Source organism: Mesorhizobium sp. M0621 (genome assembly GCF_040320745.1).
Taxonomy (GTDB): domain Bacteria; phylum Pseudomonadota; class Alphaproteobacteria; order Rhizobiales; family Rhizobiaceae; genus Mesorhizobium.
In genome coordinates, this window is the sequence record NZ_JAMYQF010000040.1 from 38,567 (window position 1) to 62,854 (window position 24,288).

Genomic DNA, 24,288 nt, shown 5'->3' on the forward strand with positions numbered 1-24,288 from the left:
CATCAAGAATTGAGACCCGGCCGATCAAGCAGCGGGTCTCATTTTTCCAGTTGGAACGATCACTGCGCCCAGGCTTTCCAGTCGGCCTCGTGGGCCGCGATCCAGGCCGCGGCGACATCTTCCGGCGTCTTGCCGCCGAGGTCGATCTCGCCGCTCATCTTGTTGAGTTCGTCGGTGTCGACCGTGTAGGCCTTCGCCACCTTGTAGGCGACCGGCCATTTGTCCTTCATGCCGGACCAGGAGTACTTCCAGATCTCGCCATGCGGCTTGCCGCAATCATATTTGGCGTCGGGGTTGGTGCCCCATTTCGGATCGTTGTAGCACTCGGGCGTATATTCGGGGAATTCGACCCACTCGCCCTTGTACTTGGCCGGCGCCCAGTGCGGCGAATAGATCCACAGCATGATCGGCGCCTTGCGCTGGTAGGCGGAATCGAGTTCCGCGAACATCGCCGCGTCGGTGCCGGCATGGATGACGGTGAAGGGCAGTTTCAGGGCCTCGACGCGCTCGTCGTCAAAGCCTTCCCATGTTACCGGGCCGCCGAGATAGCGGCCCTTCGGCGCGGTCTCCGCCGTCGAGAAGGCTTCGGCGCATTTCGGGTCTTTCAGCGCTTCCCAGTTGGGCAGGCCGGGGCATTTCTCCTTCATGTATTCGGGAAACCACCACTCTTCCTTGGCCTTGGGTCCGAGCTTGCCCAGCCGTTCGGTCTGGCCGGTCGCATCGGAGGCTTTCATCGCCTCGCCGGCGGTCGTGTCCCAGAATTCCAGGCCGACATCGAGATCGCCATTGGTGAGACCGGTGGTCAGGCTGGAGAGGTAGTCGGCGGTCGGATATTCGACGGTATAGCCGAGCTTTTCCAGGATGCCACCGAGGATCTTGGCGTTCAGATTGACACTGGTCCAGTCGAATAGCGCGATCTTGATCGGATCGTTGGATTCCGGTGCGGCGGCTTGGGCGGAAGGCGTCAGCAGGCTTAACGTCGCCAGCGCGACGGCGCCCATCGAGAGTTTCGAGATGTGACTGCGAAATGACATGCTTGTTCTCCTTCAAGCTGTGACAGTTATCGGTCGTTCCCTTCTTGCGGCTTTTCTTGATTGTGTTGGAAAGGCGGTTCGTTGCGCAAGGCCGTCGGCGCCAAATTGTTGCCCTGGCCCTGACCAACGCAGGCAAGATGGTGCTCAATTCTGGTGATGGTGGAAAATGCTGGGAGTCTCAGCGTCATGGCTGCCGACGGATCGCTGCGGGAGCGATCATCTGCGGATCAATTGCCAGTCCTGCGGCGCCCTGCAAGGTGTTCCCATGATCCAGAGCATTTCCGGCGTAACTCGATCGCCTCCATGCTCTATCCGTTTGTTTTTTACGCAATTCCGGGCGCAAAACCGCTTCGCACTTTTGCTGGAATTCCTCTCGGCTGCTGGCCCAGCAAGCCCCATCCTGCCAAGGCAGTTTCACAGGATGAAATTATATATACCAAGGGTCATGCCGCGCAACGACTAACGCCTGTGGGACGCATAAATTCAGACTGCAGGCGAAGTCGAAGCCTACCAGCAGACGTAGCCGCCATCGACGATCAGGTCGAGGCCGGTGACAAAGCTAGAGGCGCGGCTGGCCAGGAAAACTGTTGGTCCGACCATTTCCTCCGGCGCCGCCATGCGCCCCATCGGCGTGTCGCGCTTGAAGATCTTGACCTCTTCCGCCACCTCCGGCCGCTTGTTCATCGGCGTCAGCGTGTAGCCGGGGCTGACGACATTGACGCGCAGCCCGCGGTCGGCCCACTCCATGGCGAGACTCCTGGACATGTGGATGACGGCGGCCTTCGAGGAATTGTAGTGCGCCTGCGTCAGGCCCCGGTTGACGATGGTGCCGGACATCGAGGCGATGTTGATGATCGAGCCCTTGCGTCGCGTCAGCATCTTGCGGGCTTCGGCCTGACAGGACAGGAAGACGCCGGCGACATTGACCTCGTGCACGTTCTGCCATGTTTCCAGTGGCATCGTCTCGGCGGGCTCGGAGCCGGCAATGCCGGCATTGTTGACGGCGACGGTCAGCGCACCGAGTTCGCTCTCGACGCGATCGATTGCCGCCGCGAGATCACCCTCAGACGTCACCGTGCCGGTCAGCACAATAGCCTTGCGGCCGAGTGCCGTGATCCGGTGCGCTGTTTCGTCCAGTCCACCTTTCGACGCATGGCCGAAACAGGCAACATCGGCACCCGCCTCGGCCAGTCCGATCGCGATTGCCTGTCCAATGCCGCTGCCGGCGCCCGTGACCAGCGCGACATCGCCTTTAAGTTTGAAAAGATCCATCGATAGCCCTCCCTGCCTTCGGGAGGGTACGCGCCGCGCTATGTCCCGAGCAAGCTCCCATCCTCGACCTCGACAATGGTCGGCGAAAACCCGTCCAGCTCACCGAACACCCAGGCGTAGGGCGCCTCGAGGCGCAAATTGATCGGCGTGGCTTTGATGCCGCGGATTTTCATCTCAGCGGCCGACTTCGAAGAAAGGCTTCCCGAGCAAGTCGGGAACGACGTCGATGCCAAGGCCCGGTCCATCCGGAATGCCCATGCGGCTGCCGGTGACCGGCGGCATGTTCGACGCCGTGCGCACCGTCACCCATTCATGGAAGGCGATGGCATGCAGCCGGCGCTCCTCCGGCGTCGACAGCGATAGATGCGCCATGGCCGCGGTGTCGATCTCGGCGCCGCCGGTGTCCTCGACGGTGATCATGAAGCCGAGGTCGACGGCGAGGTCGCGGATCTGCCGCGTCTTGGTCACGCCGCCGAGCCGTGAGATTTTCAGCGTCAGCCCGTCGGCCGCACCCTTGCGGTGGATGTCGAGCATGTCGTCCAGCGAGGCTACGGACTCGTCGAGCACCATCGGCTTGTCCAGTGAACGGCGCACCGACATGCATTCGTCGATGGTGGTGCAGGGCTGCTCGAATGTGTAGTCGATGGCCCGCGTCGCGTCGGCGAACTGGCGCGCCTGGTAGGGTGTCCAGCCGGCATTGGCGTCGCAGAAGATGACCGTGCCTTTCGGCACCGAAGCGGCGACCGCGGCGACGCGCTCGATGTCGTCATGGACATTGCCGCCGACCTTGACCTGCAGCCGGTGGAAGCCGTCCTTGACGATCCGCTTGGCAAGTGCTGCCATGGCGTCGACGCTGCCATGGGTGACGACCTTGTAGAGTTCGGCGGTCTCGCTCTCCCTGCCGCCGAGCAGCGTCACCAGCGGCACATCGGCGGCACGCGCGGCGAGATCCCAGCAGGCCATGTCGAGCGCCGACTTGATGTAGGGGTGGCCCTTGAACACCGTGTCCATCAGCCGGCCGATGCCGGCTAGTCCGCGTGGATCGTGGCCGATCAGATGCGGCGCGATCTCCACCACGCCGGCGCGAACGCCGGCGGCGAAGGCAGGCGAATAAAAGTTGCCGAGCGGCGCCATTTCGCCCCAACCGGTTATACCGCTGTCTGATGTGATGGAAACGATCACCGCGTCGAAGGCGTCGGCCTCGCGCCCCTTCGACATGCGATAGGGCCCGTCCACGAAGGGCTGTACGACATGGTAGGCCTTGATGGTTTCGATCTGCACGTGTCTTTTCCGTTGGCTGCGATGTTGGGGCCGGGTCAAACGCCTTTCGACGGGCGCTGTTCGAGGCCGCGCGCGTAGGAAAGAAGCTCTTCAAAATCGAGGTCGATATGCTCGCGGGCATGGCGCTGGGCGGCGCGCATATCGGTGCCTTTGAGCAACCGCGCATAGGTCTCGTGAACGTCTTCGGCTGGCACCGCCTCGTTGCGTGCCTGCTGGTGCAGGGCGAAATACATCTGCAAGCGGCTGGTCAGCCGCTGCCAGGTTTCCAGCAGCACCGAATTGTCGGCCCATTCGTAGATCAGGCCATGCAGTTGCAGCGCGGTTTCGATTTGGCGTGTCGTGTCCAACTCACGGGTCGCCTGCTTCACTGCTTCGTGGCGCCGGTCGAGCTCGTCGAAGAAGCGCTGGTCGCGCAGCGGCCACGCCCGCTCGATGGCCAGCTCGTCCATCACCTTGTTGAACGAATAGGCATCGTCGATATCCTTGGCCGTGACCTCGATCACGAATGTGCCGGCATAGGGAATGCTGGTCAGGATGCCTTCCTGGACCAGCTCGCGCATCGCCTCGCGCAGCGGCGCGCGGCTGACCCGCATCTGTTCGGAGATACGGAGTTCGTTGAGCTTCTGGCCGGGTTCGAGCTGGCCGGTCAGGATCGCGCGCCGCAGCAACGCGACGATCTCGGCGCGGCGCGTCGTGTCCGCGATCGGACTGAAATCCGCTTTCCCCATTCGGTTGCTCCCAAGGAAACCGAAAGCAAGACAAGCAGATTGTCGACAATCTAACAAGAGGTCATCTTCGGATTCTTGAGGACCGCTGGCATGGCTGTTTCTTCAGCCTCAGGCCGCGCGGCCGTAGAAACCGACACGCTCCTCGGCGCTGAACATCACGCCTGGCTTCTCATAGTAGGAAAACACCGCGATCATGCGCTCGCGCTCGCCTTCGACAGTGGTGACCCGATGCGCGGTGTTCTTGCCGCGGAAGACATTTAACGTGCCCGGTTTCATGCGCAGGATCTTTGCTTCGGGGTCGCGCCCTTCTAGCAATCTGGCGACGCCATCATAGTTGGGATTGTCGTCCGACCGCAGATCGGTGCGATATTCGAGGTCGCCGCCACGCTCCGCTGCCTGCAACAGCAGCGTCGTCGTGAATTCCGAACGATCGAAATGCCAGTTCAGCGCCTCGCCGGCGCGATAGGCCATGACATTGGTGCGGGCCAGCGGATCCTGCATGACATGCAGTCTGGTCTTGCCCGTCGTTGCGGCCAGGAAGCGCAGCAGCGGTTCGTATTCGTAGATGGCGAGCACGACGCTGTCCGGAATCTGGTCGGCGCAGACGGTATGGCTTATGGTCTCGACCTTGCGCAGCGCCGGATGGTCGGGCCCTAGCTCGGGAATGTCGGGCTTGAAGTAGATGTTGTGCATCCGCCTGTGCACATGCGACCGCGCGGCCATCACCGGCTGGATTTCCCGCACGGCTTTTTCAGCGACGCCGGGGCGCAAAAACCCTTCGAGATTGAACATGCCGTCGGCTTCGAGCGCGGCGATGGACTGTTCGACAAGGCGCTGCCATTCGGCGCTGCCTTCGCGGTCGAGCGGATAGCGGTCGAGATCGAGGATGTCTTTCATGGTCACGGGCTCCGAGGTTCTGAGCCTATGAGACGGCAAAAAAATCTTTCTCTCAACGAGGAAAATAATTAGGATTGAGCAAGAAAAACTTATGGAGCCAGATATGGATCGGCTGCCGCCGCTGAATGCAATCAAGGCCTTCGAGGTCGCGGCTCGTGCCGGCAGCTTCACTTTGGCCGCGACCGAGCTTGGCGTATCTTCGGCGGCGGTCAGCCAGCAGATCCGCAATCTCGAGAGCTGGTTCGGCAAGCAGTTGTTCGTGCGCAGCGGCAACCGCATTGCGCTAACCGATGCCGGCCACGCCATCTATCCGCAGACCGCACGGGCGCTGGGCGACATCGCCGCGATCGGCCGGCGCATGCTGGAGGGAGGAGTGCGGACGCGTCTGGTCGTCAGCGTGCCATTCTCGCTGGCCGAACTGTGGCTGGCGCCGAGGCTGGCCGTGCTTCTCGATGCCTTCCCGCAAATGGCGATCGACGTCCGCGTCGAGGACGATCCGGTCGATCTGATGCGCCAGAACATCGACCTGCGCATCAGCTATGGCGATTATCACTATCCCGGATTGAAGCTTGTTCGGCTCGTCCATGATGACGTCGTGCCCGTCTGCGCGCCCGAATTCTGGCGCCGGCACGGCAATGGCGATTCGGGTCTGACGGATTTGCACGAGAGCCTGTTCATCCACACCAATTGGGGGCCGAACTATGCCTCGCACCCGACCTGGGCGGATTGGTTCGCGGCATCTGGCGGCAGCCGCTCGCCCGACCCGTCGCACGGTCGCCGCGTCGGCCTGTCCAGCCTCGCGATCGCCTCGGCGAGGTTGGGTCTGGGCATCGCCCTTGGCCAGCGGGTCATGGCGGGAGCCGATCTGGAGGCCGGCCGCTTGATCGCGCTCTCCTCCGTCTCGGTGCGCCTCGGGCACCCCTACTGTGCATTCATGCCGCCAGCCAAGGCCGACCGTGCCGATGTCGCCGGCCTGGTGGAGCTGCTCATGAAAGCGGCGCCCGCGACCTGTGGGAAGGCCGGGGCGCCGCGCTGAAGCCGGGTCCTGACGGGGGTGTTCAGGTGGCCGGCTTTTCCGGTATCGGCGATACAGGCGCTCCGGGTCCGATCTTTTGCAGATTGCCCGTGATCACCTGGTCGCCCTCGGCGACGCCGCTCAAGATGGCGACCTGATCGCCGCTCGTGGGTCCGAGCGAAACCAGCCGCTGGTCGACCGTGTTGCCCTTGCCGACGACATAGAGATATTTGCCGAGCTGGCTCGAGCCCAGCGCCGTCTGCGGCACCATGAGCGCGTCAGCCTGCTCTCTCACATGCAGCCGGACACGAACATATTGGCCCGGCAGCAGCGTGAACTTGCCGTTGCCGATCGTCGCGCGCGCGGTGATGGTGCCGGTCGAGCGGTCGACCGAATTGTCGATGAAGGTAAGCTCACCCTTCTGGCTTGCCTCGGTCTGGCCGGGGAGCAGGACCTCGACCTCGATCGGGCCGTTCGCACGGGCTTGCTCGATCTCGGCCAGATCCGTCTCGCTCGGGTTGAAGGTGACGTAGATCGGGTCGAGCTGAACCAGCGTGTTGAGCACGGTGCCGGCGACGCTGACCAGCGTTCCGACCGAGGCCTGGTTGCGGCCAAGGCGCCCGCCAAACGGCGCACGGATTTCGGCGTAGCTCAGATTGAGTTCGGCGGTGCGGACCGCCGCCTGGTTGAGAGCCAGCGATGCCTGTGCTTCGCGCAAGGTGCTGGTGCGCTGGTCGAAGCCGTCCTTGGCGAGGTAGCCGCTCCTGGCGAGTTCGGTGCCGCGGCCAAGGTTGGAGCGGGCATAGTCGAGCGTTGCCGTGTCTCGCTGCACCTGCGCCTTCGCCTGGTCGAGAGCGGCCTGGAAGTCATCCGGGGAGATCTTGTAGAGAAGATCGCCCTGCCGGACATCGACACCGTCGGCAGCGGTCTGCTCCTGCAGATAGCCGGGAATCCTGGCCTGCAAGGTGATGCTGCGGATCGGTTCGGTCCGCGCGGCATAGTCGAGGTAGATCGGGATCGTCTTCTTGACGACGCTGACCACCGGCACCGGCATGACGAATGCCGCCGGGGCGGGCGCCGCGCCAGCCGTGCCGGCATTGAGGCTGAGATTGCCCATGTCGAGCAGGTGGACGCTGGCCACCGAGATCGCACCCAGCGCGACAGCCGTTCCCAACGCGATTTTCCATTTACGCATGATCAGTCTCCAATCTTATTCGGCCGCTTCCGCCAGGGGCGGGAAGGCGGGCTTGGTCGTTGGTTCATTGTCTTGAGAGGCGGGCTCGTCATTGCCGCGGCGTTCGCGCAGCTGTTCGATGACCGCGTAGAAGACCGGCACGAACACCAGCGACAGTATGGTCGCCGCGACCATGCCGCCGAACACGGTGGTGCCGATCGACTGCCGGCTTGCAGCACCGGCGCCCGTCGCGAACATCAGCGGCAGCACGCCGAGGATGAAGGCGAAGGCCGTCATCAGGATCGGCCGCAGCCGCAGCCGTGCGGCTTCCATCGCCGCCTCGACAATGCTCAAGCCTTCCTCGCGCCGTCGCCGGGCGAACTCGACGATCAGGATCGCGTTCTTCGCCGCCAGGCCGATCAGCATAACGAAGCCGATCTGCGAGTAGACGTCGATCTGCATGCCGCGCATCCACAGCACCACGAACGCGCCGAACAGAGCGAGCGGCACCGCCAGCAGCACCATGAACGGCATCGCCCAGCTCTCATACTGCGCCGCCAGGATCAGGAAGACGAAGACGATGGCGAGGCCGAAGACGACGGACGCAATCGATCCTGCCTTGAGTTCCTGGAAGGTGATGCCGGTCCATTCGAAACCGAAATCCCTGGGCAGTGCGGTGGCGGCGGCCCGTTCCATCGCGGCGACCGCCTGGCCCGAGGAGAAGCCGGGTGCGGCGCCGCCATTGATCGAGGCCGAGGCGTTGTTGTTGTAGTGCGGTACCGTTTCCGGACCGACGAAGGGCACGAGTTTGCCCAGCGTGCTGAGCGGCACCATGCCGCCGGAGGCATTGCGCACATAGAGCCGCGAAATGTCGGCGGCACCCGCACGTGCATCCTTGTCAGCCTGGATGGTCACACGGAAGGTGCGGCCGAACAGGTTGAAATCGTTCACGTAGAGCGAGCCGAGGTAGATCTGCAGCGTGCTGAACACATCGGGCAGGTTGAGGCCGAGCAGCTTGGCCTTGCTGCGGTCTAGGTCGTAGTTGAACTGCGGCGTCGAGGTCGAGAACGGCGAGAACAGCTGTTGCGGATTGATTTCCGGCTGCTTGCGCGCCTCGGCGATCACGGCTTGCGTCGCGTCGTTGAGGGCTGAACTGCCGCGGCCGGTGAGGTCCTCGACGACGAATTCGAAGCCGCCCGTCGTGCCTATGCCGGGGATCGACGGCGGATCGAAGCTCAGCGCGAAGGCTTCCGGGATCTGCATCAGCTTGCCGCGTACGTCGGCGACGAGCTTCGAGGCGCTCTGGTCTGGACCGCGTTCCTCCCATGGCTTCAGGATGGCGAATTCGACCGCCGAATTCGACTGCGCGGCACTGGTCAGGAAGTTCAGGCCGCTGATCGAGCCGACGATATCGACGCCGGGTGTCGCCTGCAGAATGTCGCGCGCCTTCTGCGCCACCGCGTCGGTGCGCTCCAGCGAAGCGCCGTCGGGCAACTGGATGACGACGAAGAAATAGCCCTGGTCCTCGACCGGAAGGAAGGTCGAGGGCAGTCGCTGCCAGACGAAGTAGGTGGCGACCAGTCCGGCAGCGAACAGGCCGAGCATGATCCAGCGCAAGCGGATGAGGATGCGCACGCCATTCGCATAGGCATGCGACAGCCTGTCGAAGCCTGTGTTGAACCAGCGGAACAGCACGAACTGCGTCGACCCGCGATGCCGCAGGAAGGCGGCACTGAGCGCGGGGCTGAGCGTCAGCGAGTTGAAGGCGGAGATGCCGACGGAGATCGCCACTGTCAGCGCGAACTGATTGTAAAGCTTGCCGGAGACGCCGGGGATGAAAGCGACCGGCACGAACACCGCCATCAGAACGGCTGTCGTGGCGATGATCGGACCGGTGACTTCGGCCATCGCGGCCTTTGTCGCCGCCAGCGGCTTGAGCCCGGCCTCCAACTGTCGCTCGACATTCTCGACCACGACGATGGCGTCGTCGACGACCAGGCCGATCGCCAGCACCATGCCGAGCAGGGAGAGCATGTTGAGCGAGAAACCGAGCATCTCCATAACGACCAGCGTCGCCACCAGCGACACCGGAATGGCGATGGTCGGGATGATCGTCGTGCGCCAGCTTTGCAGGAAGATGAACACCACGGCGACGACCAGCACCAGCGCTTCGCCAAGCGTGATCAGCACGTCATGCATCGACGCCGAGACGAAACGCGTCGTGTCGTAGTGCATCGCATAGGAGACGCCCTTCGGGAAACGGCCCGAAAGCTCCTGCATCTTGTCCTTGACGCGCTGCTGCAGATCGAGCGCGTTGGAGCCGGGCATCTGATAGACGGCGAGCACCACGGTCGGGTCCTTGCCGAAGAAGGCCGACGACGAATATTGCAGCGCGCCGAGTTCGATGCGGGCGACGTCGCGCAGCCGCACCAGCGAGCCGGTGTCCGTGTTGGCGCGCACCACGATATCGCCGAATTCCTTGGGATCGCTCAAGCGGCCTATAGCGTTGACCTGCATCTCGAAGGCGGTGCCGGCCGGGGCCGGCGACTGGCCGATCTTGCCGGCCGCCACCTGAACATTTTGCTCGGAGATGGCGTTTTGGACATCGACCGCGGTGATGCCGAGATTGGCGAGCTTGTCGGGATCGAGCCAGACGCGCATCGAATAGCGCCGCTCACCGAAGATCTGCACGTCGCCGACGCCGGGCAACCGCTTCAGCGGATCGACCACCTGCAGATAGGCAAGATTGCTCAGCGCCACCGGATCGACCGAACTGTCGGGCGAGGTTAGGTTGACGATGAGGACGAAGTTCGGATTCTGCTTCTTGATCGTCACGCCGCCCTGGTTGACGATCGCCGGCAGCGACGACGCAGCCTGCGAGACGCGGTTCTGGACGTCGACGGCGGCAGTGCTGAGCGAATAACCGACATCGAAGGTGATGGTGATGGTCGAGGAGCCGTCATTGGAACTCGTCGACGACATGTAGGTCATGCCTTGCACGCCGTTGATCTGCTGCTCCAGCGGCGTCGTCACCGTGTCTGCGACCACCTGCGCGCTGGCGCCCGGATAGTGGGCGCTGACCACGACCTGTGGCGGGGTGATGTCGGGAAACTGCGAAACGGGCAGCAGGAAATAACAAATCGTCCCGGCGAGCACCATGATGATGGCGATCGCCGAGGCGAAGATCGGACGATGGATGAAAAAGTTTACCACGACACGCACGCCTCTCCGACTGCTCTTGCCCGCCCGAAGGCGCTGGCAACCCTGGACAGCCTTTGGCCGCGCCCGTCACTGCGTTCCTCCAGAGAGCGCAGCAACGGCACCTCGCGGCGCTGCGCATCGGCGAGCGAGCGCAGCATCGTCTCGAAGGCGCGCGGGTCGACGCCATCGGCTTTCATGACCAGCCGGATCATCGGATCCCGGACGGCTTCATCTATGGTAAGATCGCGGCGCTGTGGCATTGGCCGGCTCCTTGTCTGTCGATTCGCAGCCCATGCTCGCGAACCGTTTTCATCTCTTCACCGGCCGAGGCCGCATGATCTGCAATTTTTCGCCTGTCTCGATCTGGGCTGTTTTGATCTGGTAGGACCAGTTCACGGCCTTGTGATTGACGAAAGACGACATAGGTGTTACCAGTAAGTAACATTCGTGACGTTACAGACCGGTAACACCCTAGTCAAGAGGCGTACCGAGGGATTTTTGGGAAACCGAGGAGGTTTTGATGGAAGACGGCACTGTGGAGCGCGCTCGCCCCCGGGACAGGATCCTGGAGACGGCGCAGGACATGTTTCACAAGCATGGCATTAAGGGCGTCGGCATCGACGCGATCACTGAGGCCGCCGGAACCAACAAGATGACGCTCTATCGTCATTTCGATTCAAAGGACGACCTCATCATCCAATGCCTGCGCGCCACCGCCTGCAAGGCTGGTGCAATGTGGGAAAAGTTTGAAACCGAGCACCCTGGCGACAAGCTGGCACAACTGCATGCCTGGGTCCGGGTCGCCGCCGATATGCTCAGGGCGGATGGCCGCGGCTGCGATATGGCCAATGCCGCCGTCGAACTCAGTGAGACCGATCATCCGGCCAGGCGCGTGATCAAGGAACTCAAGGAAGCTCAGCGCGATCGCCTCGTGACGCTATGCAGGGATGCCGGCATCGGCCAGGCCGAGCTGCTTGCCGACACGCTGTCGCTTCTGCTTGAAGGCGCTCGTGTTAGTGTTCAGAGCGTCGGCACGGAAGGCCCGAGCGCGCAGTTCGTCCGCATGGCGGAAGGGCTGATCGTCTCCTTCAGGGGCACCGCCGCCGGCTGAAGTTTTACTGCGGCAGCTGATGGCCTTTATTCAATCTTGCGACCGAGAGCGAACGATGTCTCGCGTCTTTTGACGTGAGCAATGTTGCAACCGTCGCCAGAACGAAAAAAGCCCGCTGCCGGGAGGAGGTGGCAGCGGGCTCGATTTCGAATGTGGCGCGGGAGGAGGTGCACCCCACTCAGCGTCGGCATCGCATCTGGGAGGAGTAGATGGCCGACAACCAGAACCTACGATTTGCCCAATGATTCGGCAATCATGAATCCTGCATAGCTGCTGTGCAGATTTGCCGTGTCAATTATCATACAAATCCGGAAATAGGCTCTTACCAAGCCGCTCCGCCTTACTGCACCGGCACGTTTTCCCTGAAGATCAGTCTCGGTTCGATGAACTTCCGCGTCAGATAGGGCGCCGAGGATGCAATCGAGCCGAGCAGGCGAATGACCGACTGTTCCGCGATCAGCCTGGCATTCTGGTCGATGACGACATCGAGCAGGTCGTCAACGAGATGGCCGCGAGTGTCCTTGGTGAGGTCGTGGCAGATGAACACCGGCTTGCGGTTCGGCCTGGCTTCCCGGATGGCCTTTGCAACGCCCGAGTGTCCGGCTCCGACGCAATAGATGCCGAGCAGTTCCGGCTCGTTGTGCAGCGCCTTCATGGTCTCGGCATAGCTGACATCAGGCTCGTCGTTGATCTCGACGGCGCTGCTGATGGTCAGGTTGGGAAACTCTTCATTGAGCACCGAGCGGAAACCCATTTCGCGTTCCTCGTGGCCGCGATAGGACCGCGAGCCGACGACCATCGCCAGATGGCCGGTGCGGTCGCCAAGGAAGCGTCCCATCAACAGCGCCGCCGTTCGACCGGCCACCCGGTTGTCGATGCCGACATAGGCCGAGCGCGGGGCCGCCGGAACGTCCGACACCAGCGTCACCAGGCGCATGCCCGCGTCGACGATGTCGCGCAGGATGTTGCGCGTACGCGGATGATCGACAGCGATGACACCGACGCCATTGGCCCTGAGTGAGAGATTTTCGACGGCAGTCTGCAGCGCGTTCGGCGAGATGCCGGCGAGGTTGTGGATCCGGCACGAGGCGACAAGCGGCAGGCGCGCGGCGTAGTCCTCGATATGCCCGGCGAGATCGCGCATGAAGGCATTGCTGCCGATCGGCAGCAGGAATTCGAGGTGGGCGGGCCGCGACGGCAGCGTCACCTGATCGGCGACCGGCAAATAGCCGAGCTGCTTGGCCGCCTCCATGACGCGCTGCCGGTTGGCGGCACTCGCACCCGGCCGGTTGTTGAGCACCCTGTCGACCGTTGCGGTCGACAGCCCGCAGTTGCGGGCGATATCCGAGACGGTGGCTTTCATGCCGCAAACCTATGCGCCGATACGATGCCGCGCCAGACGGACGATGCGATCTGAGGTGACGGATGATTGCCGCCCATCACGCGATAGTCAGTGCGATGGCTTACCATCGGCGATGGCATCGCGGATTTCCTTGTCCGACATGCCGGTGATGATCCGTTCGACTTCCGCCACGCTGGTCTTCTTCGGGTCGATATCGTCGGCGACCACCTTGCCCCGGCGCATGACGACGATGCGGTCGACCACCTGGAAGACATGGTGGATGTTATGGGCGATGAAAATGCAGGAGTGACCGGAATCGCGGGCGTTGCGCACGAAGCTCAGCACGCCTTGCGTCTCGGCGACGCCGAGGTTGTTGGTCGGCTCGTCGAGGATGATCAGGTCGCTGTCGAAATGCATGGCGCGCGCGATCGCCACCGCTTGGCGCTCGCCGCCCGACAGCGAGCCGATCGGCGTCGTCGGCGGGATGTTCTTGGAGATGCCGACCTGCTTGAGCAGGTCGCGGGCGACCACGTTCATGGCGTCCTGGTCCATCCGGTTGAGGAAGCGCGGCGGCTTGATCGGCTCGCGCCCCAGGAACAAATTGCGGGCAATGGACAATTGCGTGACCAGTGCCGAATCCTGGTAGATCGTTTCGATGCCCTGGGCGATAGCGTCGCTGGTGTGGCGCAAATTCACCTTCTTGCCGCGGATGAAGATGTCGCCGCTGGTCAGCGGCACAGCCCCCGAAAGCACCTTGATCAGCGTCGACTTGCCGGCGCCGTTGTCGCCGAGCAGGCCGACGATCTCCCGTTCGTTGACATGGAAATTGGCATCCACCAGCGCCTGCACGCGGCCATAGGACTTGCGGATGTTCTGCATGCGGATCAGTGGCTCGGCCATGGTTCAAGTCCCTGCCTGATGCCGGCGTTCCAGCCATGAATGGAGCGCCATCATGCCAAGGATGATCGCGCCGATGAAGATGTTATAGGCAAGGCCGGGCACGCCGATCAGTACGATGCCGTTGCGCATCACGCGCAGGATCAGGATGCCGAGCACGGTGCCGATAATGGTGCCGCGCCCGCCGGTCAGTGCCGTGCCGCCGATCACCACCATGGCGATGACCTCCAGCTCATAGCCGGTGCCGCTGTTGGGATTGGCCGCCGAGGTGCGTAACGAAGAGATGACGCCGGCGAGCGAGGCCATGACCGATGACAGCACGAACAGCCCGATCTTCACGCCGCTGACATTGACGCCGCGGGCGCGTGCCGCATTGGGATTGCCGCCAGCCGCCTGGATCCAGTTGCCGGTCCGGCTCTGTGTCAGGACATAGCCGAGCGCTATTGCCGCAGCGATGAACCAGAACAGCGACATGTAGATGCGGAACGACCCGATGAAGAAGTCGCCGACCAGCGCCTCCGCCAGCCAGCTGCCTTCGGCGCTCCAGGTGCGCTGCGGAAAACCATCAGTGATGAACAAGGCGGTGCCGCGCACCACCAGCAGCATGCCGAGCGTCACCAGGAAGGACGGGATCTTGAGTTTCGTCACGAACCAGCCGTTGACCAGCCCGATGAAGGCGGCGACCAGCAGTGCGACGACAAAGCCGACTTCCAGCGATGTCAGGCCGCTGTTGAACAGCGTCCACATCAGCACCGGCGAGAAACCGAACAGCGAGCCGACCGAAAGGTCGAATTCGCCAGACGTCATCAGCAGCGTCATCGCCAGCGCGATCAGGCCGAGTTCAACCGTGAAGGCCAGCGTGTTGGAGATGTTCTGCGGCGACAGGAAATCGTGATTGAGGCCCCAGAAAACGGCGATCTCGACGACGAGCAGCACGAAGGGGCCGAATTCAGGCCGCGCGACCAGGTGTTGGATGAGCGAACGATTTTCCACGAGCAACCCGCTACATGAGTGGAAAGGCTGAGCCTTGCACATTAGCGTGCGAAGGCTCGGCGAAAATGGAACGTCAGTCGCGACCGCCGGGGGCGGCCGCAACTGTTGAGGCTGGGATCTTATTTGCCGGACAGGATGTCGTCGTAGACCTGCGCGGTGTCCTTTTCGTAGAGCGCGCCGGTGATCACGTTGAAGCCCGGAGGAATGCCGCTGGCGGCCATATTGGCCAGCGAAAGCGCGACATAGCTGGTCGCCTGCGGGTCCTGCCACTGGCCGGCATTGACGTAGCCGTTCAGCACTTCCTGGGTGGTGTCGAGCGAGTTGCCCCAGCCGACCACCGGGATTTCGCCCGGCTTGATGCCGGCCTGGTCGAACACCCGCTTGATCGAGCCGGTGACGAGATCGCCGAGACCGATGATCGCCTTGACCTTGGCCTTGTTGGCGGTGAGGTAATCGACCATGCGGTTGATGGCTTCGGCCTGGTCGAGCGTCGCTTCGGTGATTTCATAGGTGATGCCGAGCGGCTCGAAGACGCTCTTGATGCCTTCTTCTTCCTGCACGCCATAGGTGGCGCCCGGGATCTCGACCGGCATCCAGACGAAGTCGCCCTTCTTCACCAGGCCCTTGTCGACCAGATACTGCGCCCAGTGCTTGCCGAAGGTGACATTGTCGCCGCCGACATAGGCGTTGAAGCTCGCCTTGGGATCTGGCGTGTTGAAATTGATGATCGGAATCTTGGCGGTGTTCGCTTCCTTGGCGATCTCGATCAGGCTGCCCGGATCGGGGCTGGTCGTGACGATACCGTCGGCCTTGGCGGAGAGGGCTGCGCGCACAGCTTCCTGCTGCGAGGCAACGTCGCCATTGTGGAACGAGGTGTTGACGGTGTTGCCGGTGTCCTTGGCCCATTGCTTGGCGCCGGCGAGGAAGTAGGTCCAGACCGGATCGGCCGGGCCACCATGTGAAATCCAGTAGAACGTCTTGGCCTGTGCCGCTGCCGGAACAATCGTCAGCGCCACCAACAGGCCGTATAGAACAAGTCTTAGCCGTGTCAGCATTTGATTTCCTCCCGTTTGTAGATGGTCAGTTCTCAATCCGTCCTTGTATTCCGGCGACAGCCGGATTGCGTCTTTTGCCAGCGCCGGTTGGATGCGTCAGAGCATTCCCTTTTTCGACGGATGGCAAGCCTCCATCTGCAGATGTAGTTGGCGCCTGACGGGACGCCATCAACGGTCCCATCAGATTGCATCAGTTGAGGTGATTTTCCGACTGTCGGATAATTGGTGTCGAGACTTAGCCGAGCGGATAGTCCTGTTTGCCTCGGGCCGCGATAGCGCTACCATCGCCGATATGGATGACGCCGGCGGCCACCCCAAATCTATCCGGACCAGCGTCAACAACCGCACCCTGGCTGGGGTACCAAGATGCTAGATAAGATCGGCCTTCGCCAGTTCCCGCATCAGATGGCTGGCGCCGTAGGTCCAGTGCGGGCAATCGGGCGACAGCCGCACCCGGTTGATCAGCGCACCAAATTTTTCCGACGAGATGGTGACGATGTCGCCGACCTTGTGGGTAAAGCCCTTGCCCTTTTCGCCGCGATCCTTCGACGGCACGAACATGGTGCCGAGATAGAGCGCCAGCCCGTCCGGATACTGATGGTGCGGCCCCATGGCGGCGGCCACCAGCTCTTCCGGCGAGCGGCTGATCTCGGCCATCGAACTCGCTCCCTCCAGCGAGAACCCATCCTCGCCCTCGACCTTCAGGCGCACGACGGCCCGCTTGACGTCGTCGATCGAGAATTTGTCGTCGAACAGGCGGATGAAGGGACCGAGTGCGGCCGAGGCATTGTTGTCCTTCGCCTTGCCGAGCAGCAGCGCCGAACGCCCTTCGACGTCACGCAGATTGACGTCGTTGCCGATGGTGGCGCCGACGATCCTGCCGCTGCTGGCGGCGATCATGGCGATCTCGGGCTCCGGATTGTTCCAGGTCGACACCGGGTGCAGGCCGACATCGGCGCCGAAGCCGACCGAGGCCATCGGCTGGCACTTGGTGAAGATCTCGGCATCGGGGCCTATGCCCACTTCCAGATATTGCGACCAGGCGCCGCGCGCGATGAGCTTGGCCTTGATCTCCATCGCTTCGGGCGAACCGGGCTTCAGCTTCGATAGATCGTGGCCGATCAGTCCGGCAATGTCGGCGCGGATGGCGTCCGCCTTCTCCGCCGACCCGCGCGCCTGTTCCTCGATCACCCGTTCCAGCAGGCTGACGACAAAGGTGACGCCCGAGGCTTTTACTGCCTGCAGGTCGACTGGGGACAGCAAATACGGCTTTGCCGGATCGCGCTTGGTTTCAAAACTGTTGGCGGCGATGTCGTCGAGCGACCCGATCGGTTTGCCCTTGGCCGAGCGGACGTGCCCTGCCGGGTCGTCCAGCTCGCAAAGATCGCGCATGGTTGGCGCTGTGGGCGACGTGATGTCGAAGACCGTGCCGTCGCGCACCGTGACCACCAGCGGATGCGAGGCACTGCTGGCGCGGCCGACAAAGAGGCCCTCAGTGGGCAGGTGCGTCTGGTTCGTCATGGCGTTCGGTCCTCTGAAATGATCGACAAATGCGGCTGGCTGGATCGGCGCGGCACTTTCACCGGATTCCCTTCAAAGGTCTATCCCGTCGCTGGCGATCGAGATTCCAGCTTCTGATCATCTGTCGGGTTCACAGACGACAACTGAAGTGCTCTTTCAAAAATATGAAATCGTCACTACAATTTTCACCGACCCGCAACGCATCCAGGTGACCCTTTGCCCGCACCATTCTCCGATCCGATCTGGCGCAAACCGCAGTCAGATTCCGGGTTTCGATCGCTTTTTCCCAGCGGTGATCGTGTCGATGTCGTGGTTGTCGGCGGCGGCATCATGGGCCTGTCGACCGCATTGCATGCTGCCCGGCTTGGCCTGTCCGTGCAGGTGCTGGACGCCAACGAAATCGGTCAGGGCGCATCGGGGCTCAATGGCGGACAGGTCATTCCCGGCCTGAAATATGATCCTGAATGGCTGCTGGAGCATTTTGGCCCGGAGCGCGGCGAGACGCTTCTCAACTTCGCCGCTTCGACCGCCGATGCGGTCTTCGAGCTGATCCGCGACGAAAAGCTGGCGGTCCCCTTTGTTCGCAAGGGGTGGATCCAGGCGGCGCACACCGAGGTCGCGCTGAAGGCGGCGGCAAACCGTGACCGGCAATGGCGAGCGCGCGGCGCCGATGTCCAACTTCTGAGCGCGGCGGAGATCGCAGCCAAAACCGGCGCACAGGGTTATCTCGGCGGCTGGCTCGATCGCCGCGCCGGTGTCATCGATCCGCTTGCTTACACGTCGGAACTGGCACGAATTGCCGCGGCTGCGGGCGCGAAAATCGCCGAACACCAGAAGGTGGTCCGGTTGAAGAAGATCGCCGGCGTTTGGCGGATCTCAACCGAGAACGGTGTGCAATTGCAGGCAAAGGCGGTCGTGCTGGCGACCAATGCCTATACGGACGGTCTGATCCCCGGTCTCGCCGAGACGATCGTGCCGTTGCATTCCTTTCAGATCGCCACAGCGCCGCTGTCGCCCAATCTGGCGGCCACGATCCTGCCGGAAGGACAGGCGGTGTCGGACTCCAGGCGTATCCTCGTCTATTATCGCAAGAGCGCCGACGGCCGGCTGGTGCTTGGCGGGCGCGGGCGCATGGCGCTGCCGACCAGCGAAGGCGACTGGGCACATCTCGAGCGGGCACTGCGGCGGCTCTATCCCATGCTGTCCGACATCGCCATCGAGAAGCGCTGGTTCGGCCGGGTGGCGATGACGCCGGACCATCTGCCGCACATCCACGAACCCGAGCAAGGCCTGCTGGCCGTGGTCGGTTGTCAGGGCCGTGGTGTCGGCCTGATGACAGCGCTTGGAGAGCGCATCGCCGGCTATCTCCAAAGTGGCGATGCGAGGCAATTGCCGTTCCCGATCTCGCCAATCCGGCCGATCCCGTTCCACGCCTTCCGGCAGGTCGGCGTCGCCGCGACCATCGCCTGGTATCGCCTGCTCGATGCGCTGGAGCGCTGACCAAAGCAATTCATGTCAATGGCGTTCCGGTAGGGGATTCCGCTTGACAGTTTCATAAATATGAAAAACTCTAAGCCAATTTCAAAATTCGGCAGGCAGGTCGATGTCGACCATCGTTGCAGCACCAGCGCTAGAGGCCCGGTCGTCATCGGGCTTCCGGGTCGCCATGCTGCTGCCGGGCGCGCTTGTCACCTTCCTGCTGATCCTGTTTGCCCTCGGCCTGGTGCTTTTCCTCGCCTTTCGCGGCAATGACGGGTCGCTGCTCGGCGCCGGTTTCACCTTGGCGAATTTTGTCACCGTGGTGTCCGATCCGCTGTACTGGACGGTCACACTGCGCTCGCTGATCATTGCCGGCCTGGTCACGCTGGCCACGGTCATCACCGCCTATCCCGTCGCCTACTATCTCGCCTTCCACGCCGGCCGGCGGCGCGGCCTGCTGCTGTTCCTGGTGACGCTGCCGTTCTGGACCAGCTATCTCTTGCGCGTCTTCGCTTGGAAGATCGTGCTCGCCTATAATGGCGTGCTGAACTCGGCGCTGATCGAAAGCGGCACCTGGTCCGAGCCGACATTGGCCTTTCTCAACACGCCGGCCGCTGTCGTCGTCACGCTGGCGCACGCCTACGCGCCCTTCGCCATCCTGCCGATTTACGTGGCGCTGGACACCATCCCGAAATCGCTGATCGAGGCCGCTTCCGATCTTGGCGCGCGGCCATTCACCTCTTTCCGCCGTGTCGTGCTGCCCAATTCGATGCCGGGCGTGCTGGCGGCAGCCCTTGTCGTCTTCGTGCCGACGGTCGGCGACTATGTCACGCCGGCTCTGGTAGGCGGTCCGGCCAGCACCATGATCGGCACGCTGATCCAGGCGCAATTCGGCAAGGCCAATGATTGGCCGTTTGGCGCCGCACTCTCCGTCGCCGTCATGCTGGTCATCCTCTGCGTGGTGCTGGTCGCGCGCTTCGCCGACCGCAGATTTGGCAGCCGCACATGAGCAAGGGGCGGCGCACGCAGGCAGACGGCGGCTGGCTTGGCGTCTACGTCATAGCCTATCTGGTCTTTCTCTATCTGCCGGTGCTGCTGATCCCGCTGTTTTCCTTCAACAACTCGATCCAGGCAGCGTTTCCGCTGCAAGGCTTCACCTTGCAATGGTACGCGACTTTGTTCGGCAATTCGGCGCTGACCGGTGCGCTCCTGAACAGCCTCGCCATCGGTGCCATTGCCGCCACGGGGGCGACGCTGTGCGGCATCACCGTGTCCTACATGGACCTCTATGGCCGCTCGCCCGTGGCCGCCACCATCAGCGCCATCGCCCGGCTGCCGATCCTGATCCCCGGCGTCATCGTCGGTATATCGCTGCTGATCCTCATCAATCTCATCGGCCTCGGGCCATCGCGCGTCGCCATCGTTCTCGGGCACATATTGGTGGCGCTGCCAACGACGGTGGTGATCATGCGCAGCCGCTTCGCCGCCATCCCTAAAACCATTCGCGAGGCGGCTCTCGATCTCGGCGCTTCGGACTGGACGACGTTCCGGCGGGTCATGCTGCCGCTCAGCCTGCCGGCCATCGTCTCGGCCTTCATGCTGGCCTTCCTGATCTCCTTCGACGAATTCATCGTCGTCTTCTTCCTGGCCGGCACCGAGCCGACGCTGCCGCTCTACATCTGGAGCCAGCTCAGGTTCCCCAGATCGCTGCCGACGGTCATGGCGCTGGGCACCTCGATCCTGGCGGTGTCCTTCGTCATCGCTGCAGCAGCCGAGATCTTGCGCCATCGTGGCTTGTCCGCACCGGCGCCCGCCGATCCATCACAACCAAAACAAACCAAGAGAGGAGAACTGCAATGGCATTCGACCTGAAATCGATCTCTGCAAAGACTGTTTGCGCTGGATTGACGGCGTTCGCGCTGGCGCTGTCGTCGACCGTGGCTTTCGCCGGTGACAAGCTGCAATATTTCACCTGGTCGGGCTATGAACTGCCCGACTTCAACAAGAGCTTCCTCGCCGCGCACCCCGACGGCGTCGAGGCGTCCATCTTCGGTGACGATGACGACGCCTTCACCAAGGTCAAGGCCGGCTTCCGCCCCGATATCGCGCATCCCTGTTATGACAAGGTGGCGCGCTGGAACAAGGAAGGCCTGCTGCAGCCGATCGACACCAAGCGCATCAAGAACTGGGATTCGATCTTCCCGGTGTTCAAAAACCTGCCCGACCTGCAGGCCGGTGACGGCAAGGTCTGGATGGTGCCGTGGGACTGGGGCAACACCTCGATCCTCTACCGCACCGATCTGGTGAAGAATCCGGAGGCGAGCTGGAATCTCCTGTGGGACAAGCAGTATGCCGGCCGCATGGCGACGATCGACGCCGTGCACGACACGCCGATCGTTGCCGCGCTGCTGGCCGGCGTCAATCCGTTCGACATGACGCCTGCTGAGATGGACAAGGTGGCCGAGAAGCTGCGCGAGCAGCGTCCGCTGCTCTCCAACTACACCACCGACATGACCTCGGTCGAACAGGCGCTGGCCAGCGGCCAACTGGTCGCCGCCATGACCTGGAACGCGTCTGCAACCTCGCTGAAGAAGCAGGGCGTGCCGGTCGAGTTCATGAAGCCCAGGGAAGGCATGCTGACCTGGGCCTGCGGCTTCGTCATGCTCAAGGACGCCAAGAATGTCGATCTTGCTTATGATTTCATCAACAGCCGGCTGGACGCCGACTCGGGTAAATACCTGATCGAGGCCTATGGCTATGGCAGCTCGCTGAGTTCCGCCTTCGCCACCGTGCCGAAGGAGGAACTGGAAAAATTGCAACTGCCGTCCGACCCGGAAGTGATGCTGAAGACCACCATCTTCACCGGCCCGATGAAACAGAACGACGAGCTGGCCAAGATGTTCGAGAAAGTGAAGGCGGGCGGCTGAGTTGAGGCCCGCCTTCTCCCCTTGTGGGGTGAGCAGCCGGTTCGCGTAGGCGAATTCATCGTGCCAGTGGCACGATGAAAGGCCGGCGAACGCCGGGACGCTGCGAAGCAGCGGGGACCCGGCAGGGTGGATCGACTAGCCACGCCCGGCCCTTCGCAGGCTTAGGGCGTTCGAAGCTCGAAAAGCCAAGCAATTGGCTTTTCGTTCGCTGCGCGAATCGCTTCTCACCCACAAGGGGAGAAGGGAAGGCAAACGAGGATGGATGAATGGACATGCTGGACGAAGCGGCTGAAAGGCCGAAGGACGATGCCGACGTGCGGGTCGGCCGGCGGGTGCGGGCGCTGCGGCTCGAGCGCAGGCTGTCGCTGGCCGATCTTGCCGCCAGGGCAGGCGTGTCGATCGGTGCGTTGAGCCAGATCGAGCGCGGCATGTCCTCGCTGCGCGTCAAGGTGATCTGGCCGCTCGCCGCCGCCCTCGACATCGAGCCGTCGGCGCTGATCGCCGACGGTAACGATGCTGTCAACGATCTCTATTGCGTGCGGGCCGACAAGCGGCGGCAGATCCCGGTCAAATCGGAAGGCATTGCCAAGGCGCTGCTGTCGCCGCCTGGCGCGACTCTGACCGGCATGCTGGTGACGGTGGAAGCCGGCGGCGGCACCGCCGAGGCCTATGCCCATGCCGGCCATGAATTCGGCGTCGTCCTGTCGGGCGAGGTCGAACTGGTGGTGGATTCGACGAAATACGTGCTGAAGGGCGGCGACAGCTTTGCCTTCAAGAGCACGCTTTTGCACGCCTTCCGCAATCCGGGCAACGAGCGCTGCCAAATCCTCTGGGTCAACACCACGAAACCGTCCGAGGTTCGCGATGGCGCCTGATCCACTTGTGCGGCTGCAGGCGGTGTCGAAGGTTTTTCCCGGCGGCATTGTCGGGCTCGACGCTGTCGATCTCGATATTGTCAGCGGTGAGTTCATCACGCTGCTCGGGCCGTCGGGATGCGGCAAGACCACCAGCCTGCGCGTCATCGCCGGCTTCGAAAGCCCGTCGAGCGGCAAGGTGGTGCTCGATGGCCGCGACATCACCACGCTGCGGCCCTACGACCGGCCGGTCAACACCGTGTTCCAGGATTACGCGCTGTTTCCGCACATGAACGTTGAAGAAAATGTCGGCTTCGGCCTGTCGCTGCGCAAGCTTTCAGGCAGCCAACAGGCAAAACGCGTCGGCGAAGCGCTCGACATGGTCGGCCTCGCCGACAAGATCGGCGCCCGCGTCTCCGAACTGTCGGGTGGCCAGCGCCAGCGCGTCGCACTTGCTCGAGCCATCGTCTGCGAGCCGCGCGTGCTGTTGCTCGACGAGCCGCTGTCGGCGCTCGACGCGCATCTGCGCGAACAGATGCAGGTCGAATTGAAGCGGCTGCAATCGCGACTTGGCACCACCTTCGTCATGGTCACCCACGACCAGACCGAAGCGCTGTCGATCTCCGATCGCATCGTCGTCATGAACAAGGGCCGCATTGAGCAGATCGCACCGCCGGCCACACTTTACGACCGGCCCGCCACCACGTTCGTCGCCAGTTTTATCGGCACGATGAACCTGTTGCAGTCGCGTTTCATCGGCCGCGACGGCGATCGCTTGCGATTCGCCGCCGGCGCTCTGCCACTGGAAGCCACCTCCGGAACAGGCGATGCTCCCGATGAAGGGGCCATGCGCACCGTCGGCGTGCGGCCGGAGGATCTCCTGGCGACGACCGAAGCCTCGGCCGGCACGGCGCCGGCACGCGTCAACAGCATCGTCTTTCACGGCCGCACGCTGCGCCTGCATGCCGAACTCGGGCAGGGCGCACCTGTTGTCATCGACGCGCCGCGCCAGGCCGAGGGTTTTCAATTCAGCGTCGGCGACGTGGCGCATATCAGTCTGCGCCGTGGCGCCAACTGCCCCGTGCTGCCGGGCTAGCTCCTTGATCTCTAAGGCCGATGTCGACAGGCCGTGGCGGTGTTCAAGGCAGTCTTCCGTCGTCTCTCGCAGACCAGCAGGCTCGAAGATACTCGGTTCGTCAGCCAGGAGATGAGCACGCCGAGCGTCAGCGGATGCATCATTTTTTGCTTGATATGTTCCCTTTTTGTTCTAGTATTCTCGATCGGATTTGCCAGACGAGATCAGTTATGAGTGGGCAACCTGCATTCGGAACCGGGAAGAATGGCCAGGCCTTTTTTCGATGGCAAGAGTATGAGAGACATTTCAACGATCGACTTTTCTTCGCCATCCTAGCCGGTCGTGTCCCATCAGGTGGTGTAGCTCGGCGGTAGCGAAGCCGCTCACGAGCGCGCCGTTAGTAGCGCTGTAGCGAGTGAGCGGCGTGTCGGT

At 62.8% G+C, this 24,288-nt stretch carries 22 protein-coding genes; 8 read left to right on the forward strand and 14 right to left on the reverse strand.

Going from position 1 to position 24,288, the window contains the following annotated elements; genetic code table 11:
- Positions 1–59: 59 nt before the first annotated feature.
- From NKI38_RS23550 to NKI38_RS23575, 6 genes are all read right to left on the reverse strand, one after another.
- The gene (locus tag NKI38_RS23550; RefSeq protein WP_352661340.1) at positions 60–1,034 is read right to left on the reverse strand and encodes an ABC transporter substrate-binding protein; all 975 of its coding nucleotides are present in this window, start codon (positions 1,032–1,034) and stop codon (positions 60–62) included.
- A 507-nt stretch (positions 1,035–1,541) separates the two neighbouring features.
- Positions 1,542–2,306, reverse strand: coding sequence for an SDR family oxidoreductase (locus NKI38_RS23555; protein ID WP_352661343.1), 765 nt, complete (start codon positions 2,304–2,306; stop codon positions 1,542–1,544).
- Positions 2,307–2,344: 38 nt separating this feature from the next.
- Positions 2,345–2,479: a hypothetical protein gene (locus NKI38_RS23560; RefSeq protein WP_352661346.1), complete on the reverse strand. Its 135-nt coding sequence runs from the start codon at positions 2,477–2,479 to the stop codon at positions 2,345–2,347.
- Position 2,480: 1 nt separating this feature from the next.
- Positions 2,481–3,587, reverse strand: a complete 1,107-nt coding sequence (locus tag NKI38_RS23565; protein WP_352626428.1) for a mandelate racemase/muconate lactonizing enzyme family protein — start codon at positions 3,585–3,587, stop codon at positions 2,481–2,483.
- A 35-nt stretch (positions 3,588–3,622) separates the two neighbouring features.
- Complete coding sequence (locus NKI38_RS23570) at positions 3,623–4,315, reverse strand: GntR family transcriptional regulator (RefSeq protein WP_352661349.1); 693 nt, start codon at positions 4,313–4,315, stop codon at positions 3,623–3,625.
- A gap of 108 nt (positions 4,316–4,423) precedes the next feature.
- On the reverse strand, positions 4,424–5,212 hold the full coding sequence (locus NKI38_RS23575) for a HalD/BesD family halogenase (protein ID WP_352661352.1): 789 nt from the start codon (positions 5,210–5,212) through the stop codon (positions 4,424–4,426).
- Between the two features lie 103 nt (positions 5,213–5,315).
- Between NKI38_RS23575 and NKI38_RS23580 the strand changes: the two genes are divergently transcribed.
- Complete coding sequence (locus NKI38_RS23580) at positions 5,316–6,248, forward strand: LysR substrate-binding domain-containing protein (protein ID WP_352661354.1); 933 nt, start codon at positions 5,316–5,318, stop codon at positions 6,246–6,248.
- Between the two features lie 22 nt (positions 6,249–6,270).
- Here the strand turns inward: NKI38_RS23580 and NKI38_RS23585 are convergent, their stop codons facing one another.
- From NKI38_RS23585 to NKI38_RS23595, 3 genes are read right to left on the reverse strand one after another with little or no spacing between them, the layout of a single operon-like run.
- Positions 6,271–7,422 carry an efflux RND transporter periplasmic adaptor subunit gene (locus tag NKI38_RS23585; protein ID WP_352661357.1) on the reverse strand — a complete coding sequence of 384 codons (1,152 nt, stop codon included), beginning with the start codon at positions 7,420–7,422 and terminating at the stop codon, positions 6,271–6,273.
- Between the two features lie 15 nt (positions 7,423–7,437).
- Positions 7,438–10,614, reverse strand: a complete 3,177-nt coding sequence (locus NKI38_RS23590) for an efflux RND transporter permease subunit (protein WP_352626437.1) — start codon at positions 10,612–10,614, stop codon at positions 7,438–7,440.
- Positions 10,608–10,862 (reverse strand): hypothetical protein, encoded by a 255-nt coding sequence (locus tag NKI38_RS23595; protein ID WP_352626439.1) that lies wholly within the window; start codon positions 10,860–10,862, stop codon positions 10,608–10,610. The genes NKI38_RS23590 and NKI38_RS23595 overlap by 7 nt, the downstream gene beginning before the upstream one ends.
- A 260-nt stretch (positions 10,863–11,122) precedes the next feature.
- Here NKI38_RS23595 and NKI38_RS23600 point away from each other — a divergent pair, with 260 nt between their 5' ends.
- A complete protein-coding gene (locus tag NKI38_RS23600; protein ID WP_352626440.1) occupies positions 11,123–11,713 on the forward strand; it encodes a TetR/AcrR family transcriptional regulator in 591 nt (196 codons plus the stop codon).
- A 340-nt stretch (positions 11,714–12,053) separates the two neighbouring features.
- Here NKI38_RS23600 and NKI38_RS23605 read toward each other — a convergent pair whose 3' ends face one another.
- From NKI38_RS23605 to NKI38_RS23625, 5 genes are all read right to left on the reverse strand, one after another.
- Positions 12,054–13,076 carry a LacI family DNA-binding transcriptional regulator gene (locus tag NKI38_RS23605; protein ID WP_352661360.1) on the reverse strand — a complete coding sequence of 341 codons (1,023 nt, stop codon included), beginning with the start codon at positions 13,074–13,076 and terminating at the stop codon, positions 12,054–12,056.
- 87 nt (positions 13,077–13,163) lie between these two features.
- Positions 13,164–13,955: an ATP-binding cassette domain-containing protein gene (locus tag NKI38_RS23610; protein ID WP_352626443.1), complete on the reverse strand. Its 792-nt coding sequence runs from the start codon at positions 13,953–13,955 to the stop codon at positions 13,164–13,166.
- 3 nt (positions 13,956–13,958) lie between these two features.
- Entirely contained in the window at positions 13,959–14,945 is a 987-nt protein-coding gene (locus tag NKI38_RS23615) for an ABC transporter permease (protein WP_352661363.1), read from the reverse strand.
- A 119-nt stretch (positions 14,946–15,064) separates the two neighbouring features.
- Positions 15,065–16,000 carry a substrate-binding domain-containing protein gene (locus NKI38_RS23620; RefSeq protein WP_352626445.1) on the reverse strand — a complete coding sequence of 312 codons (936 nt, stop codon included), beginning with the start codon at positions 15,998–16,000 and terminating at the stop codon, positions 15,065–15,067.
- 369 nt (positions 16,001–16,369) lie between these two features.
- Positions 16,370–17,521 (reverse strand): fumarylacetoacetate hydrolase family protein, encoded by a 1,152-nt coding sequence (locus NKI38_RS23625; RefSeq protein WP_352661366.1) that lies wholly within the window; start codon positions 17,519–17,521, stop codon positions 16,370–16,372.
- Between the two features lie 216 nt (positions 17,522–17,737).
- On the opposite strand from NKI38_RS23625, the gene NKI38_RS23630 reads away from it, so the two are divergent.
- The 6 genes from NKI38_RS23630 (at position 17,738) to NKI38_RS23655 (ending at position 23,877) form a co-directional block, all read left to right on the forward strand.
- Positions 17,738–19,021, forward strand: coding sequence for an NAD(P)/FAD-dependent oxidoreductase (locus tag NKI38_RS23630; RefSeq protein ID WP_352661368.1), 1,284 nt, complete (start codon positions 17,738–17,740; stop codon positions 19,019–19,021).
- A 103-nt stretch (positions 19,022–19,124) separates the two neighbouring features.
- Positions 19,125–20,009: an ABC transporter permease gene (locus NKI38_RS23635; RefSeq protein ID WP_352661370.1), complete on the forward strand. Its 885-nt coding sequence runs from the start codon at positions 19,125–19,127 to the stop codon at positions 20,007–20,009.
- Positions 20,006–20,872 carry an ABC transporter permease gene (locus NKI38_RS23640; RefSeq protein WP_352661372.1) on the forward strand — a complete coding sequence of 289 codons (867 nt, stop codon included), beginning with the start codon at positions 20,006–20,008 and terminating at the stop codon, positions 20,870–20,872. Before NKI38_RS23635 ends, NKI38_RS23640 begins: the two co-directional genes overlap by 4 nt.
- On the forward strand, positions 20,857–21,927 hold the full coding sequence (locus NKI38_RS23645; RefSeq protein ID WP_352661375.1) for an ABC transporter substrate-binding protein: 1,071 nt from the start codon (positions 20,857–20,859) through the stop codon (positions 21,925–21,927). The genes NKI38_RS23640 and NKI38_RS23645 overlap by 16 nt, the downstream gene beginning before the upstream one ends.
- Before the next feature lie 266 nt (positions 21,928–22,193).
- Positions 22,194–22,802 carry a cupin domain-containing protein gene (locus tag NKI38_RS23650; RefSeq protein WP_352661378.1) on the forward strand — a complete coding sequence of 203 codons (609 nt, stop codon included), beginning with the start codon at positions 22,194–22,196 and terminating at the stop codon, positions 22,800–22,802.
- Positions 22,792–23,877 carry an ABC transporter ATP-binding protein gene (locus tag NKI38_RS23655; RefSeq protein WP_352661381.1) on the forward strand — a complete coding sequence of 362 codons (1,086 nt, stop codon included), beginning with the start codon at positions 22,792–22,794 and terminating at the stop codon, positions 23,875–23,877. The genes NKI38_RS23650 and NKI38_RS23655 overlap by 11 nt, the downstream gene beginning before the upstream one ends.
- Positions 23,878–24,288 lie beyond the last annotated feature (411 nt).

What these genes read in the sequence shown, in the direction of transcription:
- NKI38_RS23570 (WP_352661349.1), bottom strand. Translation starts at nt 4,315, where the DNA reads ATGGGGAAAGCGGATTTCAGTCCGATCGCGGACACGACGCGCCGCGCC.
- NKI38_RS23595 (WP_352626439.1), bottom strand. Translation starts at nt 10,862, where the DNA reads ATGCCACAGCGCCGCGATCTTACCATAGATGAAGCCGTCCGGGATCCG.
- NKI38_RS23610 (WP_352626443.1), bottom strand. Translation starts at nt 13,955, where the DNA reads ATGGCCGAGCCACTGATCCGCATGCAGAACATCCGCAAGTCCTATGGC.
- NKI38_RS23655 (WP_352661381.1), top strand. Translation starts at nt 22,792, where the DNA reads ATGGCGCCTGATCCACTTGTGCGGCTGCAGGCGGTGTCGAAGGTTTTT.
- NKI38_RS23575 (WP_352661352.1), bottom strand. Translation starts at nt 5,212, where the DNA reads ATGAAAGACATCCTCGATCTCGACCGCTATCCGCTCGACCGCGAAGGC.
- NKI38_RS23560 (WP_352661346.1), bottom strand. Translation starts at nt 2,479, where the DNA reads ATGAAAATCCGCGGCATCAAAGCCACGCCGATCAATTTGCGCCTCGAG.
- NKI38_RS23635 (WP_352661370.1), top strand. Translation starts at nt 19,125, where the DNA reads ATGTCGACCATCGTTGCAGCACCAGCGCTAGAGGCCCGGTCGTCATCG.
- NKI38_RS23640 (WP_352661372.1), top strand. Translation starts at nt 20,006, where the DNA reads ATGAGCAAGGGGCGGCGCACGCAGGCAGACGGCGGCTGGCTTGGCGTC.
- NKI38_RS23580 (WP_352661354.1), top strand. Translation starts at nt 5,316, where the DNA reads ATGGATCGGCTGCCGCCGCTGAATGCAATCAAGGCCTTCGAGGTCGCG.
- NKI38_RS23550 (WP_352661340.1), bottom strand. Translation starts at nt 1,034, where the DNA reads ATGTCATTTCGCAGTCACATCTCGAAACTCTCGATGGGCGCCGTCGCG.
- NKI38_RS23600 (WP_352626440.1), top strand. Translation starts at nt 11,123, where the DNA reads ATGGAAGACGGCACTGTGGAGCGCGCTCGCCCCCGGGACAGGATCCTG.
- NKI38_RS23555 (WP_352661343.1), bottom strand. Translation starts at nt 2,306, where the DNA reads ATGGATCTTTTCAAACTTAAAGGCGATGTCGCGCTGGTCACGGGCGCC.
- NKI38_RS23605 (WP_352661360.1), bottom strand. Translation starts at nt 13,076, where the DNA reads ATGAAAGCCACCGTCTCGGATATCGCCCGCAACTGCGGGCTGTCGACC.
- NKI38_RS23585 (WP_352661357.1), bottom strand. Translation starts at nt 7,422, where the DNA reads ATGCGTAAATGGAAAATCGCGTTGGGAACGGCTGTCGCGCTGGGTGCG.
- NKI38_RS23650 (WP_352661378.1), top strand. Translation starts at nt 22,194, where the DNA reads ATGGACATGCTGGACGAAGCGGCTGAAAGGCCGAAGGACGATGCCGAC.
- NKI38_RS23625 (WP_352661366.1), bottom strand. Translation starts at nt 17,521, where the DNA reads ATGACGAACCAGACGCACCTGCCCACTGAGGGCCTCTTTGTCGGCCGC.
- NKI38_RS23620 (WP_352626445.1), bottom strand. Translation starts at nt 16,000, where the DNA reads ATGCTGACACGGCTAAGACTTGTTCTATACGGCCTGTTGGTGGCGCTG.
- NKI38_RS23645 (WP_352661375.1), top strand. Translation starts at nt 20,857, where the DNA reads ATGGCATTCGACCTGAAATCGATCTCTGCAAAGACTGTTTGCGCTGGA.